Below are 17738 nucleotides of genomic sequence, written 5' to 3'. Positions count from 1 at the left end.
GCCTACGATGTTGGAAAAAGTACTTATCGCCAACCGCGGTGAGATCGCCCTGCGGATCCTGCGTGCCTGTAAAGAACTGGGCATCAAGACCGTTGCCGTGCACTCCACGGCCGACCGCGAGCTGATGCACCTGGGCCTGGCCGACGAGTCGGTCTGCATCGGCCCGGCGCCCTCCCCGAAATCGTACCTGCACATCCCGGCGATCATCGCAGCCGCTGAAGTGACTGGCGCCACCGCCATTCACCCGGGCTACGGCTTCCTCGCCGAGAACGCCGATTTCGCCGAACAGGTCGAAAAATCCGGCTTCGCCTTCATTGGCCCAAAAGCTGACACCATTCGCCTGATGGGCGACAAGGTATCGGCCAAGGACGCCATGAAAGCCGCTGGCGTACCGACCGTGCCCGGTTCCGACGGCCCACTGCCCGAAGACGAAGCCGAAGCCCTGCGGATCGCCCGCGAAGTGGGCTACCCGGTGATCATCAAGGCCGCTGGCGGCGGTGGTGGCCGTGGTATGCGCGTGGTGCACAAGGAAGAGGACCTCATCGCCTCGGCCAAGCTCACCCGCACCGAAGCTGGCGCTGCCTTCGGCAACCCGATGGTGTACCTCGAGAAGTTCCTGACCAACCCACGCCACGTGGAAGTGCAGGTGCTTTCCGATGGCCAGGGTAACGCCGTGCACCTGGGTGACCGCGACTGCTCGCTGCAGCGCCGCCACCAGAAGGTACTCGAGGAAGCACCGGCCCCAGGCATCGACGAAACCGCCCGCCAGGAAGTGTTCGCCCGCTGCGTGCGCGCGTGCATCGAAATCGGCTACCGCGGTGCCGGCACCTTCGAGTTCCTGTACGAGAACGGCCGCTTCTACTTCATCGAGATGAACACCCGCGTGCAGGTGGAGCATCCGGTGTCGGAGATGATCACGGGCATCGACATCGTCAAGGAAATGCTCAGCATTGCCGCCGGCAACAAGCTGTCGTTCACCCAGGACGAAGTCCAGTTCCGCGGCCACGCCCTGGAATGCCGGATCAACGCCGAAGACCCACGCACCTTCATTCCTAGCCCCGGTACCGTGAAACACTTCCACGCACCGGGCGGCAATGGCGTGCGCGTCGACTCGCACCTGTACAGCGGCTACGCGGTTCCACCGAACTACGACTCGCTGATCGGCAAGCTGATCACCTACGGCAACAGCCGTGAAGAAGCCATGGCGCGCATGCGCAATGCGCTGGATGAAATCGTTGTCGACGGGATCAAAACCAATATCCCGCTGCACCGCGACCTCACCCGCGACCCAGGCTTCTGCAAGGGTGGTGTGAACATCCATTACCTGGAGCACCTGCTGGCTGACATGAAAGCCAACAGCTGATTCGAGGCAGGATGTTGAAAGCCCCGGCCCGCTCAAGCGGCCCGGGGCTTTTTTATGTGCCCATGCCGAGGGCCCTTCGCCCGGCATAGCCGGCCTCCCACGGGGTCTGTGTTGCTTCCAAAATCAATGGCTTACACAAAACTGGCGAGAGGCCCTGGAACCCCCTACCCCTTCCTCCGCCCCGGCATCTCAATCCCATGCTCATTCACCCGCCGGTACAGCGTGGCCCGGGAGATCCCCAGCGCCTGCGCCGCAGCCACGGGCTTCCAGCGGTGGCGCACCAGCGCATCGAGCAGCAGTTGGCGTTCCGGGTTCACCGCTTGCGCCGCGCCGGGCGCCGGGGCTTGGCCGCGCACGTCGGCGGGCAGGTCTTGCCACTGCACGGTGGAGCCACCACTGACCGCGCAGGCGTAGCGCAGGGCCATGCGCAGCTGGCGCAAGTTGCCCGGCCAGGGGTAGCCCAGCAGGCATTCCAGCGCCGGCCCACTGAGCTGGCCGATCACCCCACAAGCCTTGGCTTCTTCAGCCAGCACCTGGTTGATCAGCGCCAGCCGGTCGCTGCGCTCGCGCAGCGGCGGCAGTTCGAAGCGGGCGTTGCCCAGGCGGAAGTACAGGTCTTCGCGAAAACGCCCTTCGGCCACGGCCAGTTGCAGGTCGCGGTGGGTGGCGCAGACCACGTGCAAATCCACCCGCTGGCGCTGCGCCGCGCCCAGCGGCGCCACTTCACCGTCGGCCAATACCCGCAGCAGGCGGGTTTGCAGCCCCAGCGGCATGTCGCCGATTTCATCGAGGAACAGCGTGCCGCCGTCTGCCTGCTGCAGCAGCCCGAGCATGCCCTTGCCGCGGGCGCCGGTGAAGGCCCCCGGGGCGTAGCCGAACAGCTCGCTTTCGATCAGGGTTTCCGGAATCGCCGCGCAGTTCAGCGCCACGAACGGCCCGTGCCGGCGCGCGCTGAGGGCATGCAGTTGGCGGGCGAACACTTCTTTGCCGGCGCCGGTTTCGCCCTGTACCAGCACCGGCAGGTGGCAGTCCTTGACCCGCACCGCCAGGCGCAGTTGCTCGGTGATGCGCGTGTCTATCTGGGCGGCGGCATCCCGCGCCAGCGCCGCCGGCGGGCGCTTGCGCCGCGGCGAGCTGACCCGCACATGCAGCGCGCCGTCGCCCGGCCAGGCCAACGGCTGGGCGGATTCATCGGCCAGCGCGGCCAAGTGCTCCATGCTGAACACCTCCCCCACGTGCTCAGGCAAGTGCCCAAGCTGGCGCACCAACGCCTGGCGCGCACCGCTGTTCAGCGCCAACAGGCGGCCGTCGCCGTCCCAGGCCAGCAACAGGTCGGGTTGGCTGTCGACATAGCCCGGCGCGCGGTGGGCGCGCAGCACCCAATGGCCCTGGGCGCTGTGCATGAAAAAGGCGTTTTCGATCTGCCGCGCGCTCTGCGCGACCATGTGGCGGATCAACGACTGGCTGCGGCGGTCATCGGGGGACTGCAACGCAGACACATCCAGCACCCCCAGCAACTCGCCCTGGGGGTCGAACACCGGTGCCGCTGAGCAGGTCAGGCCAATAAAGGCAGCGCGGTAGTGGTCGCGCTTGTGCACCGTGGCCGCCGTGCGGTGGGTGAGCACCGCGGCCACCCCGCAGGTGCCCTCCTCGCCTTCATCCCAGCAGGTGCCCAGGTACAGGCCAGCACGCCGGCAGTCGCCGCGGATGGCCGGCTCCACCTCATAGTCGATGGTGCACCCCTGGGCGTCGGTGAGCATCACGCAGTAATCGGCGCCGCGCACCTGGCCGTGCAGGCGGGCGACTTCGTCACGGGCAATACGCAGAAACAATTCAGAACGTTCACGGCACTCGTCGAGCATCACCTGAGAGAGGATGCGCGGGCCTTGTAGCGAGGCAGGGTCCAGATGGTGCTGCTCCATCGAGCGGCGCCAGGAATCGAGAATCAGATGGGGCACGGGCACGGTGGGCTGCCGGCCGGCGTTACGCAGCACCCGGCTGACTACGTCCACGTGGGCCTTAGAGTTCGCGGCAAGCATGGTGGCCTCCGTCTCCGGCATTTTATTGTTGTGCCTTTGATATAGCCCCCAATGCCAGCCACCACAACCCACGCCAGCCCGGCGGTCGCGCTGAGACGTCGCGTCTCAGGGTCTCGCCCGCCGCGGCGCCAGGGCGGGACTGCGCGTCTCAGCGCAGCGCCCGGCGCGCCTCGCGGCTGAAACCCGCCAACCCTCTACAGCGGCCCCCGCGGCGATTTCGCGCCGGCTTGGCATCGCCATTGCTCAGGCATTGCCCAGAACAATAACGCGAGGCACGCCATGACCGTGACCGTAGGCATCATCGCCAACCCGGCGTCCGGCCGCGACCTGCGCCGGCTCACTGCCCAGGCCGGGCTGCATTCGAGCACCGACAAGGCCAACGCCATCCAGCGCCTGCTCGGCGCCTTTGCCGTGACCGGGGTAGAGCGGGTGCTGCTGCCCACCGACATGACCGGCATCGCCGCCGCCGTGCTCAAGGCCAGCAGCGGCGCCCAAGCCCGCGCGGCGCGCTGGCCGCAGCTGGAGTTTCTTGACTTCCCCCTTAGCCAGACGGTGGCCGACACCCGCCAAGCGGCGCGGCTGATGGTCGCCCGCGGGGTGAACCTGATCGCCGTGCTCGGCGGCGACGGCACCCACAAGGCGGTCGCCGCCGAGGCCGGCCAGGTGCCACTGCTGGCGCTGTCGACCGGCACCAACAATGCCTTCCCCGAACTGCGTGAAACCACCACCGCCGGCCTGGCCGGCGGCCTCTGCGCCAGCGGCCGCATTCCGCCCAGCGTCGGCCTGCGGCAGAACAAGCGGCTGCTGGTCACGGTGCCTGAGCAAGACCTCTGCGAATGCGCGCTGGTCGACGTCGCGGTGTCACCGCGCACCTTCATCGGTGCCCGCGCGCTGTCGCGCAGCGAAGACCTCGCCCAGGTGTTCGTGACCTTCGGCGAGCCCCACGCGATCGGCCTGAGCGCCCTCGCCGGGCTCTGGTGCCCGGTATCGCGCCAGGCCGAACACGGCGCCTGGCTGCAACTGGGCGAGGGTAGCGCACACACCTTGCACGCGCCCCTCGCGCCCGGGGTGATCCAGGCCTGTGGCATTCGCGCCTGGGGCCCGTTACCACCCGGCCAGCCCCAGCCGTTGGTACTACCACGCGGCACCCTCGCCCTGGACGGCGAGCGCGAGATCGAGTTTTCCGACCACGACCACCCGCAGGTCACCCTCGACCGGCACGGCCCGCTGAGCATCGACGTGGAGGCCGCCCTGGCCTATGCCGCGCGCGAACGCCTGCTGGCCATGCCGCTCACCTTTACCCGTTGAGACACACCAGGAGAACAACAAGATGTCCACTGAACTGACCCGTGACCAACTGCTGCACGCCTACAAGGTGATGCGCACCATCCGCGCCTTCGAAGAGCGCCTGCACACCGAGTTCGCCACCGGCGAAATCCCCGGCTTCGTGCACCTGTATGCTGGCGAAGAGGCCTCCGCCGCCGGGGTGATGGCCCACCTCGACGACCTCGACTGCATCGCCTCCACCCACCGCGGCCACGGCCACTGCATCGCCAAGGGCGTAGACGTGTACGGCATGATGGCCGAAATCTACGGCAAGAAAACCGGCGTATGCGGCGGCAAGGGCGGCTCGATGCACATCGCCGACCTCGACAAGGGCATGCTCGGCGCCAACGGTATCGTCGGTGCTGGCGCGCCGCTGGCCGCCGGCGCCGCGCTGGCGGCCAAGCTCAAGGGCAACGGCCGGGTCGCGGTGGTGTTCTTCGGCGACGGTGGCTCGAACGAGGGCGCGGTGTTCGAGGCGATGAACCTGGCCTCGATCATGAACCTGCCGTGCCTGTTCATTGCCGAGAACAACGGCTACGCCGAAGCCACGGCGTCGAAATGGTCCGTGGCCTGCGACCACATCGCCGACCGCGCAGTGGGCTTCGGCATGCCCGGGGTGACGGTGGACGGCTTTGATTTCTTCGCCGTGCACGAAGCCGCCGGCGAGGCGGTCAAGCGCGCCCGCGCCGGTGAAGGCCCAACGCTGATCGAAGTGAAGCTCAGCCGCTACTACGGCCACTTCGAGGGTGATGCGCAAACCTACCGGGCCCCGGACGAAGTGAAGAACATCCGCGAAACCCGCGATTGCCTGATGCAGTTCCGCGAGCGCACCACCCGCGCCGGCCAACTCACCACCGCGCAGCTCGATGAAATCGACCAGCAGGTCGACAAGACCATCGAAGACGCCGTGCGCCGCGCCAAGGCCGACCCCAAGCCGACCGCCGCCGACCTGCTCACCGACGTTTACGTCGAATACGCCGCCTAAGGCCCAAGTACAATAAAGGGAGAACCACCATGGCCCGTAAAATCAGCTACCAGCAAGCCATCAATGAAGCCTTGGCGCAGGAAATGCGCCGTGACGAAAGCGTGTTCATCATCGGCGAAGACGTTGCCGGCGGCGCCGGCGCGCCGGGCGAGCAAGACGCCTGGGGCGGCGTACTCGGGGTGACCAAAGGCCTCTACCCGCAATTCCCTGGGCGCGTGCTCGACGCCCCGCTGTCGGAAATCGGCTACGTCGGCGCGGCGGTAGGCGCCGCGACCCAGGGCATGCGCCCAGTGTGCGAACTGATGTTCGTCGATTTCGCCGGCTGCTGCCTGGACCAGATCCTCAACCAGGCGGCGAAATTCCGCTACATGTTCGGCGGCAAGGCGCGCACCCCGCTGGTGATGCGCACCATGGTCGGCGCCGGCCTGCGCGCCGCGGCGCAGCACTCGCAGATGCTCACCGCGCTGTGGACGCACATCCCCGGCCTGAAGGTGGTCTGCCCGTCCTCGCCGTACGAGGCCAAGGGGCTGTTGATCCAGGCCATCCGCGACGACGACCCGGTGATCTTCTGCGAGCACAAACTGCTCTACAGCATGCAGGGCGAGGTGCCAGAAGAGAGCTACACCATCCCCTTCGGCGAAGCGAACTTCCTGCGTGACGGCGACGACGTGACCCTGGTGACCTACGGCCGCATGGTCCACCTGGCCATGGACGCCGCCGCCAGCCTGGCCAAGCAAGGCATCAGCTGCGAGGTGATCGACCTGCGCACCACCAGCCCGCTGGATGAAGACAGCATCCTCGAGAGCGTGGAAAAAACCGGCCGCCTGGTGGTGATCGACGAAGCCAACCCACGTTGCTCGATGGCCACCGACATCAGCGCGCTGGTGGCGCAAAAAGCCTTCGACGCGCTCAAGGCGCCGATCGAGATGGTCACCGCGCCGCACACCCCGGTGCCGTTCTCCGATGCCCTGGAAGACCTGTACATCCCCTCGGCGGCCAAGATCGAGGCGGCGGTGCGGAAAATCACCGAGAAGAGGAAGGCTGCATGAGCCAAATCCATACCCTGACCATGCCCAAATGGGGCCTGTCGATGAAAGAGGGCCGGGTCGACACCTGGCTCAAGGAGGCCGGCGCCACCATCGCCAAGGGCGATGACCTGCTCGATGTGGAAACCGACAAGATTTCCAGCAGCGTCGAGGCGCCGTTTTCCGGCGTGCTGCGCCGGCAGGTGGCGAACCAAGACGAAACCCTGCCGGTGGGCGCGTTGCTCGGCATCGTGGTCGACGGCGAGGCCAGCGAGGAAGAGATAGACGCCGTGGTGGCGCAGTTTCTCGCAGGCTTCACGCCCGACAGCGACGATGCCGCCGCCAGCGGCCCGGCGCCGCAGAAGGCCGAGGTTGGCGGGCGCCTGCTGCGCTACTTCGACCTCGGCGAAGGCGGCACCCCGCTGGTGCTGGTGCACGGCTTTGGCGGCGACCTGAACAACTGGCTGTTCAACCAGCCGGCGCTGGCGCAACAGCGGCGGGTGATCGCCCTGGACCTGCCCGGCCACGGCGAAAGCGCCAAGGCTTTGCAGCAGGGCACGCTGGATGAGCTCAGCGGCGCGGTGCTGGCCCTGCTCGATCACCTCGATGTCGCCAAGGCGCACCTGGCCGGGCACTCCATGGGCGGCGCGGTCAGCCTCAACCTGGCCGCCCACGCGCCCGAACGGGTGGCCTCGCTGGTGCTGATCGCCAGTGCCGGGTTGGGCGAGCAGATCAACGGCGATTACCTGCAAGGGTTCACCGCCGCCAGCAACCGCAACGCCCTGAAGCCGCAACTGGCGCAGTTGTTCTCAGACCCCGGGCGGGTGACCCGGCAAATGCTCGAAGACATGCTCAAGTACAAGCGCCTCGAGGGGGTGGGCACGGCCCTGAGTACCCTGGCCACGGCGATGGCCGACGGCAGCCGCCAGCGCTTTGCCCTGCGCGACACCGTGGGCACGGTGCCCACGCTGGTGATCTGGGGCGAGAATGACCAGATCATCCCGGCGGCCCACGCCCAGGGGCTCAATGCCACCAAGATAACGGTGCTGCCGGGCCAGGGGCACATGGTGCAGATGGAGGCCGCAGAGCAGGTGAACGGCTTGATCGAGGCGTTTATCGGCGGGCTTTGAAGTGCGCTCAGGGGCCCTTCGCTCGGCGTAACCGGAATGCCGGCTGCGCCAGGCGAAGGGGCCCAGATCCTGCCCACCAAACCCGAACCCTGGTGTAAACTGCGGCGCTTTGATTCCCGAGGTGCCCGCCATGCCCTGGCTGCAAGTCCGTCTGGCCATCGGCCCAGAACAAGCCGAAACCTACGAAGACGCCCTGCTGGCCATCGGCGCGGTGTCGGTGACCTTCATGGACGCCGAAGACCAGCCCATCTTCGAGCCAGAGCTGAACACCACCCCGCTGTGGTCGCACACCCACCTGCTGGCGCTGTTCGAGGCCGACACCGAGGCCGAGGCGGTGTTCGCCCACCTGCAACTGATGACCGAAGCGGCGCTGCCCGAGCACCACGCCGAGGTGATCGCAGACCAAGACTGGGAACGCAGCTGGATGGACAACTTCCACCCCATGCGCTTCGGCCAGCGGCTGTGGATCGTCCCCAGTTGGCATGAGGCGCCCGAGCCGGGCGCGGTCAACCTGCTGCTCGACCCCGGCCTGGCGTTCGGCACCGGCACCCACCCCACCACCGCGCTGTGCCTCGAATGGCTCGACGGCCAGGCCCTGGGCGGGCAACAGGTGCTCGACTTCGGCTGCGGCTCGGGCATCCTGGCGATCGCCGCGCTGCTGCTCGGCGCCCGTGAAGCGGTGGGCACCGACATCGACGTACAAGCCCTCGAAGCCTCGCGTGACAACGCCGAGCGCAACGGCATCGCGCCAGAACGCTTCCCGGTGTACCTGCCCGAGCAGATGCCAGCGATGCAGGCCGACGTACTGATGGCCAACATCCTGGCGGGCCCGTTGGTCGCCCTGGCGCCGCAACTGCAAACCCTGGTGCGCCCGAACGGCTTGCTGGTGCTGTCGGGGATCCTCGCCGAACAAGGCGAAGAAGTGGCCCAGGCCTATGCCGCGGCCTTCGACCTCGACCCGATCGCCGAACGCGACGGCTGGGTACGCATCAGTGGCCGCCGCCGCCCATAAGGCCTAAAATGCCCCCCTGCTCGAACCGGAACCGCGCATGACCGACAGCTTCGTCACCCAGTGCCCACATTGCCAAACGCGCTTTCGCGTGAGCTACAACCAGCTCGGCGCGGCGCGGGGGGCGGTGCGCTGCGGTGCCTGCAAGCAGGTGTTCAACGCCGCCCGCCAGTTGCTCGAGCAGAGCGCCGCCGAACAGGCCCAGGCCGCGGTGGCCGCCCCGGCCCCGACCGAAGCCCCGGCGCCTGGCGTTGCGCCCGCGGCGCTGGCCGAGGCGCCCACCTGGCAGCCCACCGAGCCGACCCACGCCCCGCGCGCACCCATGAGCCTGCGCGAATGGCAAGCCGCCCAGCTCGACGCGATGGACCTCGACAGCGAACTGGCGCGCCTCGAGCGCCGCGCGCCGGCCCAGGCCAGCGGCACCACCCATGCCCTCAGCGCCAGCCGCGATAGCCACGACGAGCACTGGCCCGACGAGCACTTCGGCGACCACACCGGCGCTGAGCACGGCGCCACCGAGGCGATTGCAGCCGAGGAAGCCGACGAGCCGGCGTACGCGGAGCCCACCGAAGCCCAGCGTGAAGAACCACGCCTGGCCCCGAGCGACCCGCTCGAAGACCTCGACGCGCCGTTGCGCCCAGCACCCCGCGAGCGCCGCCAGGCCCTGCACACCGAGCCTGAGCATGGCCCCGCGGATGACGACGACGAAGCCACCGCCGCGCCGCGCGCCGGCCGCGCCACCAGCCGCGAGCGCACCGAGCCGAACCTGCGCGACAGCCACCTGCTCGACCTCGAAGACGACCCGCTGCAACTGCAATGGCAGCGCAGCCGCTCATCGGCCGGCAAGCGGGTGCTGTGGGGGCTGTTGTCGCTGCTGGCGGCGCTGGCCCTGCTTGGCCAGTACTGCTACTACAACTTTGAGCAGTTGGCCCGCCAGGACCAATACCGCCCCTGGTTCCAGGCGCTCTGCCCGGTGGTCGGCTGCACCTTGCCGTCGAAGGTCGCGGTGGGCCTGATCAAAAGCAGCAACCTGGTGGTGCGCAGCCACCCGGACTTCGCCGGCGCGCTGGTGGTCGATGCGATCATCTACAACCGCGCGGGGTTCTCGCAGCCCTTCCCGATGCTCGAGTTGCGCTTCGCCGACGTCAACGGCCAGCTGATCGCCAGCCGCCGCTTCAAGCCCGCCGAATACCTCGGCGGGGACTTGGCCGGACAAACGGAAATGCCGCCGCAAACACCGATTCACATCGCCCTGGATATTCTCGACCCAGGCCCGCGGGCGGTGAATTACAGCCTGTCGTTCCGCTCGCCGGAATAGCACACCCCCGGCGCTGCGCTTCGAACGGTTTTTGCATAAGCCCACAGCTGTTCAGATTTTATCCAGATTCATCTTTATCCGGTCATCGAGAGCGGGTATTATGCCCTCCCTTTTTCGAACCTTAGGCTTCGTACGAATCCGGCCTTACCACAGGTAAACCTATGTCGGCGGTACGCATCGGCCCCTATACAGTGCCCAATGGTTTGGTCCTTGCCCCGATGGCAGGGGTCACTGACCAGCCCTTTCGTCAGCTTTGCCGGCGCATGGGCGCGGGGCTGGTAGTGTCCGAGATGGTCAGCAGTGACCCAGCCCTGTGGAACAGCCGCAAGTCGAGCCTGCGCCGCATCCATGAGGGCGACCCCGAGCCGCGTTCGGTACAGATCGCCGGGGGCGACCCGCAGATGCTCGCCGATGCCGCCCGCGCCAACGTCGCCGCGGGCGCGCAGATCATCGACATCAACATGGGTTGCCCGGCGAAAAAGGTATGTAACAAGGCGGCTGGCTCCGCCCTGCTCAAGGACCAAGCCCTGGTGGCCGACATCCTCGACGCCGTGGTTGCCGCGGTGAGCGTGCCGGTCACCCTGAAGATTCGCACCGGTTGGGACCGCGACAACCGCAATGGCACCACCATTGCGCGCATCGCCGAGCAAGCCGGTATCAGCGCACTGGCGGTCCATGGCCGCACGCGCGCCGACCTGTACACCGGCGACGCCGAGTACGACACCATCGCCGCGATCAAGCAGGCGGTGTCGATCCCGGTGTTCGCCAACGGCGACATTACCTCGCCGCACAAGGCCCGCCACGTACTGAACGTGACCGGCGCCGACGGCCTCCTGATCGGCCGGGCCGCCCAAGGGCGGCCCTGGATCTTCCGGGAAGTCGAGCACTACCTGCGCACCGGTGAAACACTCCCGGCGCCAGGGCTGGAAGAAGTGGAACGGATTCTGCTGGAGCACCTGGCCGCGCTGCATGCCTTTTATGGCGATGTGATGGGCGTACGCATCGCCCGCAAGCACGTGGGCTGGTATCTGGCCACGTTGCCGGGCGCCCGGGATTTTCGTGCCCGCTTCAATCAGCTGACAGATAAGCACGCGCAATGCGCCAACGTTCGCGAGTTCTTCGGCGAACGCTACGAGAGCCTTGAAAAAGGGGACGAAGAGGAAGTGGCCGCATGACGATGATGACCGAGACTTTAGTGAGTGGAACAACGCCCGTGAGCGACAACGTCAACCTCAAGCAGCACCTGATCACGCCCAGTGAAGAGGGGCAGACCCTGCGCGGGAGCGTCGAAAAGGCGCTGCACAACTACTTTGCGCACCTCGAAGGGGCAACGGTCACGGACGTTTACAACCTGGTGCTCTCCGAAGTCGAGGCGCCCCTGCTCGAAACCGTGATGAACTACGTCAAGGGCAACCAGACCAAAGCCAGCGAGATGCTCGGCCTGAACCGCGGCACGCTGCGCAAGAAGCTCAAGCAGTACGACCTGCTCTAGCGCAAGAGAGATTCCGAAAAGGCGACGGCCCTGGGCCCGTCGCCTTTTTTGCTAAACGCTCTGAATGGAACCTGAAATGACCGACCAGACCACCCGCCTGCCGATTCGCCGCGCGCTGATCAGCGTGTCCGACAAAACCGGTATCCTCGAGTTCGCCCGCGAGCTGGAAGCCCTTGGTGTCGAGATTCTCTCCACCGGCGGCACCTTCAAGCTGCTGCGCGACAACGCCATCGCCGCGGTCGAAGTGGCCGACTACACCGGCTTCCCGGAAATGATGGACGGCCGGGTGAAAACCCTGCACCCGAAGATCCACGGCGGCATCCTCGGCCGGCGCGGCACTGACGACGCCATCATGGGCGAACACGGCATCCGCCCGATCGACCTGGTCGCGGTAAACCTCTACCCGTTCGAAGCCACCGTGGCCAAGCCCGGTTGCGACCTGCCGACCGCCATCGAGAACATCGACATCGGCGGCCCGACCATGGTCCGCTCGGCGGCCAAGAACCACAAAGACGTGGCCATCGTGGTCAACGCCAGCGACTACGCCGGCGTGATCGAAGGCCTGAAGGCCGGCGGCCTGACCTACGCCCAGCGCTTCGACCTGATGCTCAAGGCGTTCGAGCACACCGCCGCCTACGACGGCATGATCGCCAACTACTTCGGCACCGTTGACCAGGCCGCCAGCACCCTGGCCACCGAAGGCCGCGGTGAATTCCCGCGCACCTTCAACAGCCAGTTCATCAAGGCCCAGGAAATGCGCTACGGCGAGAACCCGCACCAGAGCGCGGCGTTCTATGTCGAAGCCAAGCCTGCCGAAGCCGGCATCGCCACCGCGGTGCAGCTGCAGGGCAAAGAGCTGTCGTACAACAACGTGGCCGACACCGACGCCGCGCTGGAATGCGTGAAAAGCTTCACCAAGCCGGCCTGCGTGATCGTCAAGCACGCCAACCCGTGCGGCGTGGCCGTGTGCCCAGACGCCGAAGGCGGCATCCGCCAAGCCTACGAGCTGGCCTACGCCACCGACACCGAATCGGCCTTCGGCGGCATCATTGCCTTCAACCGCGAGCTGGACGCCGCCACCGCCAAGGCGATCGTCGAGCGCCAGTTCGTCGAAGTGATCATCGCCCCCAGCGTAAGCGAAGAAGCCCGCGCCGTGGTGGCGGCCAAAGCCAACGTGCGCCTGCTCGCCTGCGGCCAGTGGGGCAGCGAACGTGCCGCCGCCTGGGACTACAAGCGCGTCAACGGCGGCCTGCTGGTACAAAGCCGCGACATCGGCATGATCGGCGCCGACGACCTCAAGGTGGTCACCGCCCGCGCCCCGAGCGAACAGGAAATCCACGACCTGGTGTTTGCCTGGAAGGTCGCCAAGTTCGTCAAGTCCAACGCCATCGTCTACGCTCGCAACCGCCAGACCATCGGTGTAGGCGCTGGCCAGATGAGCCGGGTGAACTCCGCGCGCATCGCCGCGATCAAGGCCGAGCACGCCGGTTTGCAGGTTGAAGGCGCGGTAATGGCCTCCGACGCGTTCTTCCCGTTCCGCGACGGCATCGACAACGCCGCCAAGGCCGGTATCCGCGCGGTGATTCAACCGGGTGGGTCGATGCGTGATGCCGAGGTGATTGCCGCCGCTGATGAAGCCGGTATTGCCATGGTGTTCACCGGCATGCGCCACTTCCGGCACTAAATCCGGCCGCACTGGCGCGGGCATCTGCTGCGTTGGGGCCGCTTCCTGAAATGCTCATTGCCAACAGGCAACTGCGCTTTCAGAAAACGGCCCCGCCTTGCATCTACCCACGCCATTGCGACCTCATACGGCGCAGCCCGTACCCAGATTCAGGAATCCGAACATGAAAGTACTGATCATCGGCAGCGGCGGGCGTGAACACGCCCTGGCCTGGAAAGTCGCCCAGGACCCTCGCATCGAGAAGGTCTACGTCGCCCCGGGCAACGCTGGCACCGCCACCGAAGCCAAGTGCGAGAACGTCGCCATCGACGTGCTGGCCCTCGAACAACTGGCCGACTTCGCCGCGCAGAACGTGCAACTGACCATCGTCGGCCCCGAGGCGCCGCTGGTGGCCGGTGTGGTCGACCTGTTCCGCCAGCGCGGCCTGGACTGCTTCGGCCCCACCGCCGGTGCGGCCCAGCTCGAAGGCTCGAAAGCCTTCACCAAGGACTTCCTCGCCCGCCACGCCATCCCCACCGCCGCCTACCAGAACTTCACCGAGGTCGAGCCAGCCCTGGCCTACCTGCGTGAACAAGGCGCGCCGATCGTGATCAAGGCCGACGGCCTGGCGGCCGGCAAGGGCGTGATCGTCGCCATGACCCTCGCCGAGGCCGAAGCCGCGGTGCGCGACATGCTCGCTGGCAACGCGTTCGGTGATGCCGGTTCGCGGGTGGTGATCGAGGAATTCCTCGACGGCGAAGAAGCCAGCTTCATCGTGATGGTCGACGGCGACAACGTGCTGCCGATGGCCACCAGCCAGGACCACAAGCGCGTGGGCGACGCCGACACCGGCCCGAACACCGGCGGCATGGGTGCTTATTCGCCCGCCCCGGTGGTCACCGACGCCGTGCACCAGCGGGTGATGGAACAGGTGATCATGCCCACCGTGCGTGGCATGGCCAGCGAAGGCAACGTGTACACCGGCTTCCTGTATGCCGGGCTGATGATCGATAGCGCCGGTAACCCGAAGGTGATCGAGTTCAACTGCCGCTTCGGCGACCCGGAAACCCAGCCGGTGATGCTGCGCCTGCAGTCCAGCCTGGTGCTGCTGGTGGAAGCCGCCCTGGCCAAGGCCCTGAACAAGATCGAAGCCCAGTGGGACCCACGCCCGAGCCTGGGCGTGGTGCTGGCCGCCGGCGGCTACCCGGGCGACTACGCCAAGGGCGACGCCATCAGCGGCCTGGCCGATGCCGCCCAGCTCGACGGCAAAGTATTCCATGCCGGCACCACCCTGAACGGCAGCGATGTGGTCACCGCCGGCGGCCGCGTACTGTGCGCCACCGCCCTGGGGGCTACCGTGCTCGAGGCCCAGCAGCAAGCCTACGCCCTGGCGGCGCGGGTGAACTGGAACGGCGCGTTCTATCGCAAGGACATCGGCTACCGCGCCATTGCCCGTGAGCAGGGGCTGAGCTGACGCCCAGCCTGCCGCCCGGCGGGAAAGCCCCGGCTTTGCGGGGTTTTGCGCCGGGCCAGGCACCTGCTGGAGCAGGCGTGGTTATACTGTAGCGATCTACTCGACAAGGATTTCTCCGTGCTGCGGCCCAGGATTGCCCTGTTACTGCTGACCACCCTGCTCTGTTGGGCCGGCCTGCCCGCGGCACGCGCCGACACTGGCAGCGGTTGGCTAACGTTGGTCGACGACCAGGGCAGCCTGCAACTGAACGACGTGCGCTCCGACCGCTACCAGAACCAGTTCGCCCCGCTGGACCTGCGCCAGCTCAACGCCGCCCCCCCACAAAGCGCCCTGTGGCTGCACTACCGCCTGCCACCGATGCGCCATGAACAACTGCTACGGCTGTTCGCCCCCGACCTCGCCCGCCTCGACCTTTACGTGCTCGACGGCGAGCAATTGCTGCTGCACCGCCAAAGCGGCTACGGCAGCCCCGGCGACCAGCCGCCGCCGCGTACCGGCGACACCCTGTTGGCCCTGCCGCTGGCCCAGCAGCCGCTGGACCTGTACCTGCGGCTGGTGTCCGAACACCAGGTGCGCCCCAGCCTGACCCTCGAAAACGCCATCGACGCCGCCGCCGACCAGCGCCAAACCCTGCTGTTCGGCCTGTTGGTGGGCGGCATGGCGATGCTGATCCTGCACAACCTCAGCCGCTATGCCTACAGCCGCTCCACCAGCAGCCTGTGGCTGGCCGCCTGCCAGGCGCTGGTGCTGGCCAGCGCCATGGTGCTGATGAACTTCGGCCTGCCGGGGCTGATCCCCTGGGGGCCGGCGCGCACGCCGGCGGCGTACCTGTGCATGCTCGCCGCGGCGGTGTGCGGGCTGTTCTTCACCTTGCGGTTCTTCAGCCTGCGCCGCCAGCCGGGGCTTTACCGCCTGTTGCTGGGGATGGTCCTGCTGATCGCCCTGTGCAGCCTGCTGCTGTTGTTCGTCAGCACCCTGCCGATGAACTTCATCACCTACGTGCTGGTGGCCCTGACCTGCCTGTGCATGTTCGCCAGCGCCTGTTTGAACACCCGCCACCACTACCTGCCGGGCAAGGTGTTCGCCCTGAGCATGGGCCTGGCCAGCCTGGCCTTTGTGATCGTGATGCCGGCCCTGCTCGGGCTGACCCGGGTGCCGGCGCAGTGGTTGATCTTCGGCCTGCTGGGCTGCGCGGTGGTGTCGGGCTTCATGCTCAACCTGGCGCTGACCATCCGCCTGCGGCGGATCAGCGACGAGCGCTCCAGCGCCAGCCGCGAGCAAGCCGCGAGCATCGCCGAGAACAACGCCAAGGCGGAGTTCCTGGCCAAGCTCAGCCATGAAATCCGCACCCCCATGAACGGCGTGCTGGGCATGACCGAACTGCTGCTGGGCACGCCGTTGTCGGTGAAGCAGCGCGACTACGTGCAGACCATCCACAGCGCCGGCAACGAGCTGCTCACGCTGATCAACGAAATCCTCGACATCTCCAAGATCGAATCTGGGCAAATTGAACTCGATGACGTGCAGTTCGACCTCAACGCGCTGATCGACGACTGCCTGAACATCTTCCGTGGCAAGGCCGAACAGCAGAACGTCGAGCTGATCAGCTTCACCCAGCCGCAGGTGCCGAGGGTGATCAGCGGCGACCCAACGCGCCTGCGCCAGGCCTTGCTGGCCATGCTCGAAAACGCCCTCAAGCGCACTGACCAGGGCGAAGTGCTGATCGCCGTGGCACTCGACCAGCGCAGCGGCCCGCCGCGGCTGCGCATTGCCGTGCAAGACAGCGGCACGCCGCTGCCCGACAGCGAGCGCGAGGCCATGCTGCACGCGCCGCTGCGCAGCCAAGACCTGCTCGCCACCGACAAACCCAGCGCGCACCACCTGGGCCTGCTGATCGCCCGCCAACTGGTGGCGCTGATGAGCGGCGAATTCGGGGTAAAAAGCGGCAGCCACCAGGGCAGTACCTTCTGGCTGACCTTACCCCTCGACCCACTGCGCATGGAACACGGCATCGCCGATCTCGACGGCCCGCTGAAAGACGCCCGCGTGCTGGTGGTCGACGACAACGAAACCTGCCGCAAGGTGCTGGTGCAGCAGTGCAGCGCCTGGGGCATGAGCGTCAGCGCGGCAGCCTCGGGCAAAGAGGCCCTGGCGTTGCTGCGCACCAAGGCGCACCTGCGCGATTATTTCGACGTGGTGCTGCTCGACCAGAACATGCCCGGCATGACCGGCATGCAACTGGCGGCGAAAATCAAGGAAGACCCCAGCCTGAGCCACGACATCCTGGTGATCATGCTCACCGGCATCAGCAATGCGCCGAGCAAGATCATCGCCCGCAACGCCGGGGTCAAGCGCATCCTCGCCAAGCCGGTGGCCGGCTATACGCTGAAAACCACCCTGGCCGACGAACTCGCCCAACGCGGCGAAGGCGCGGTGCCGGCGCCCACCCTGATCGGCCGCGCCGAGCCGGCGCCGAGCGAGCCGGGGCTGCCGCCAGACTTCCGCATTCTGGTGGCCGAAGACAACTCCATCTCCACCAAGGTGATCCGCGGCATGCTCGGCAAGCTCAACCTGCAGCCCGACACCGCCAGCAACGGCGAGGAAGCCCTGCGCGCGATGAAGGCCCAGCGTTACGACCTGGTCTTGATGGACTGCGAAATGCCCGTGCTCGACGGCTTCAGCGCCACCCAGCAGTTGCGCGCCTGGGAGCTGGGCAACCAGCGCCCACGCACGCCGATCGTGGCGCTGACCGCGCACATCCTCAGCGAGCACAAGGAGCGCGCGCGCCAGGCCGGCATGGACGGCCACATGGCCAAGCCGGTGGAGTTGTCGCAACTGCGCGAGCTGGTCGAACATTGGGTGGCGCAGCGTGACGGGCGGCCTAACGCCGAGGCCGCCCGCCCCTGAGGCGGCC

General features: G+C 67.1%; 13 protein-coding genes. 12 read left to right on the top strand and 1 reads right to left on the bottom strand.

What is annotated here, in order from left to right; translation table 11 throughout:
• Positions 1-7: 7 nt before the first annotated feature.
• Positions 8-1363 (top strand): acetyl-CoA carboxylase biotin carboxylase subunit, encoded by a 1356-nt coding sequence (gene accC / locus ACFZCE_RS10215; protein WP_390938547.1) that lies wholly within the window; start codon positions 8-10, stop codon positions 1361-1363.
• A gap of 164 nt (positions 1364-1527) precedes the next feature.
• Here the strand turns inward: accC and ACFZCE_RS10210 are convergent, their stop codons facing one another.
• A complete protein-coding gene (locus ACFZCE_RS10210; protein ID WP_390938545.1) occupies positions 1528-3402 on the bottom strand; it encodes a sigma 54-interacting transcriptional regulator in 1875 nt (624 codons plus the stop codon).
• Between the two features lie 279 nt (positions 3403-3681).
• Here ACFZCE_RS10210 and ACFZCE_RS10205 point away from each other — a divergent pair, with 279 nt between their 5' ends.
• From ACFZCE_RS10205 to ACFZCE_RS10155, 11 genes are all read left to right on the top strand, one after another.
• Positions 3682-4710 (top strand): NAD(+)/NADH kinase, encoded by a 1029-nt coding sequence (locus ACFZCE_RS10205; RefSeq protein WP_390938543.1) that lies wholly within the window; start codon positions 3682-3684, stop codon positions 4708-4710.
• Positions 4711-4732: 22 nt separating this feature from the next.
• A complete protein-coding gene (locus ACFZCE_RS10200; protein WP_390938541.1) occupies positions 4733-5713 on the top strand; it encodes a thiamine pyrophosphate-dependent enzyme in 981 nt (326 codons plus the stop codon).
• Between the two features lie 29 nt (positions 5714-5742).
• Entirely contained in the window at positions 5743-6762 is a 1020-nt protein-coding gene (locus tag ACFZCE_RS10195) for a pyruvate dehydrogenase complex E1 component subunit beta (protein WP_390938539.1), read from the top strand.
• Positions 6759-7868, top strand: coding sequence for an acetoin dehydrogenase dihydrolipoyllysine-residue acetyltransferase subunit (locus ACFZCE_RS10190; protein WP_390938537.1), 1110 nt, complete (start codon positions 6759-6761; stop codon positions 7866-7868). Before ACFZCE_RS10195 ends, ACFZCE_RS10190 begins: the two co-directional genes overlap by 4 nt.
• Before the next feature lie 130 nt (positions 7869-7998).
• Positions 7999-8880, top strand: coding sequence for a 50S ribosomal protein L11 methyltransferase (gene prmA / locus ACFZCE_RS10185; RefSeq protein ID WP_390938535.1), 882 nt, complete (start codon positions 7999-8001; stop codon positions 8878-8880).
• A gap of 37 nt (positions 8881-8917) precedes the next feature.
• Positions 8918-10195, top strand: a complete 1278-nt coding sequence (locus tag ACFZCE_RS10180; RefSeq protein WP_390938533.1) for a DUF3426 domain-containing protein — start codon at positions 8918-8920, stop codon at positions 10193-10195.
• Between the two features lie 161 nt (positions 10196-10356).
• The gene (dusB, locus tag ACFZCE_RS10175; protein WP_390938531.1) at positions 10357-11370 is read left to right on the top strand and encodes a tRNA dihydrouridine synthase DusB; all 1014 of its coding nucleotides are present in this window, start codon (positions 10357-10359) and stop codon (positions 11368-11370) included.
• Positions 11367-11687, top strand: coding sequence for a DNA-binding transcriptional regulator Fis (fis, locus tag ACFZCE_RS10170; RefSeq protein WP_390938529.1), 321 nt, complete (start codon positions 11367-11369; stop codon positions 11685-11687). The genes dusB and fis overlap by 4 nt, the downstream gene beginning before the upstream one ends.
• A gap of 76 nt (positions 11688-11763) precedes the next feature.
• Positions 11764-13371, top strand: coding sequence for a bifunctional phosphoribosylaminoimidazolecarboxamide formyltransferase/IMP cyclohydrolase (purH, locus tag ACFZCE_RS10165; protein ID WP_390938527.1), 1608 nt, complete (start codon positions 11764-11766; stop codon positions 13369-13371).
• Positions 13372-13534: 163 nt separating this feature from the next.
• Positions 13535-14824: a phosphoribosylamine--glycine ligase gene (purD, locus tag ACFZCE_RS10160; protein WP_390938525.1), complete on the top strand. Its 1290-nt coding sequence runs from the start codon at positions 13535-13537 to the stop codon at positions 14822-14824.
• Between the two features lie 117 nt (positions 14825-14941).
• Positions 14942-17731, top strand: coding sequence for a response regulator (locus tag ACFZCE_RS10155; protein WP_390938523.1), 2790 nt, complete (start codon positions 14942-14944; stop codon positions 17729-17731).
• Positions 17732-17738: the final 7 nt, after the last annotated feature.

Source organism: Pseudomonas sp. NPDC007930, assembly GCF_042958985.1.
GTDB lineage: Bacteria > Pseudomonadota > Gammaproteobacteria > Pseudomonadales > Pseudomonadaceae > Aquipseudomonas.
This window is presented reverse-complemented; position numbering and strand designations above follow the sequence as displayed.

Coding starts and splice junctions, on each gene's coding strand:
- dusB (WP_390938531.1), top strand. CDS start 10,357: ATGTCGGCGGTACGCATCGGCCCCTATACAGTGCCCAATGGTTTGGTC.
- ACFZCE_RS10195 (WP_390938539.1), top strand. CDS start 5,743: ATGGCCCGTAAAATCAGCTACCAGCAAGCCATCAATGAAGCCTTGGCG.
- ACFZCE_RS10200 (WP_390938541.1), top strand. CDS start 4,733: ATGTCCACTGAACTGACCCGTGACCAACTGCTGCACGCCTACAAGGTG.
- accC (WP_390938547.1), top strand. CDS start 8: ATGTTGGAAAAAGTACTTATCGCCAACCGCGGTGAGATCGCCCTGCGG.
- purH (WP_390938527.1), top strand. CDS start 11,764: ATGACCGACCAGACCACCCGCCTGCCGATTCGCCGCGCGCTGATCAGC.
- purD (WP_390938525.1), top strand. CDS start 13,535: ATGAAAGTACTGATCATCGGCAGCGGCGGGCGTGAACACGCCCTGGCC.
- ACFZCE_RS10180 (WP_390938533.1), top strand. CDS start 8,918: ATGACCGACAGCTTCGTCACCCAGTGCCCACATTGCCAAACGCGCTTT.
- fis (WP_390938529.1), top strand. CDS start 11,367: ATGACGATGATGACCGAGACTTTAGTGAGTGGAACAACGCCCGTGAGC.
- prmA (WP_390938535.1), top strand. CDS start 7,999: ATGCCCTGGCTGCAAGTCCGTCTGGCCATCGGCCCAGAACAAGCCGAA.
- ACFZCE_RS10210 (WP_390938545.1), bottom strand. CDS start 3,402: ATGCTTGCCGCGAACTCTAAGGCCCACGTGGACGTAGTCAGCCGGGTG.
- ACFZCE_RS10190 (WP_390938537.1), top strand. CDS start 6,759: ATGAGCCAAATCCATACCCTGACCATGCCCAAATGGGGCCTGTCGATG.
- ACFZCE_RS10205 (WP_390938543.1), top strand. CDS start 3,682: ATGACCGTGACCGTAGGCATCATCGCCAACCCGGCGTCCGGCCGCGAC.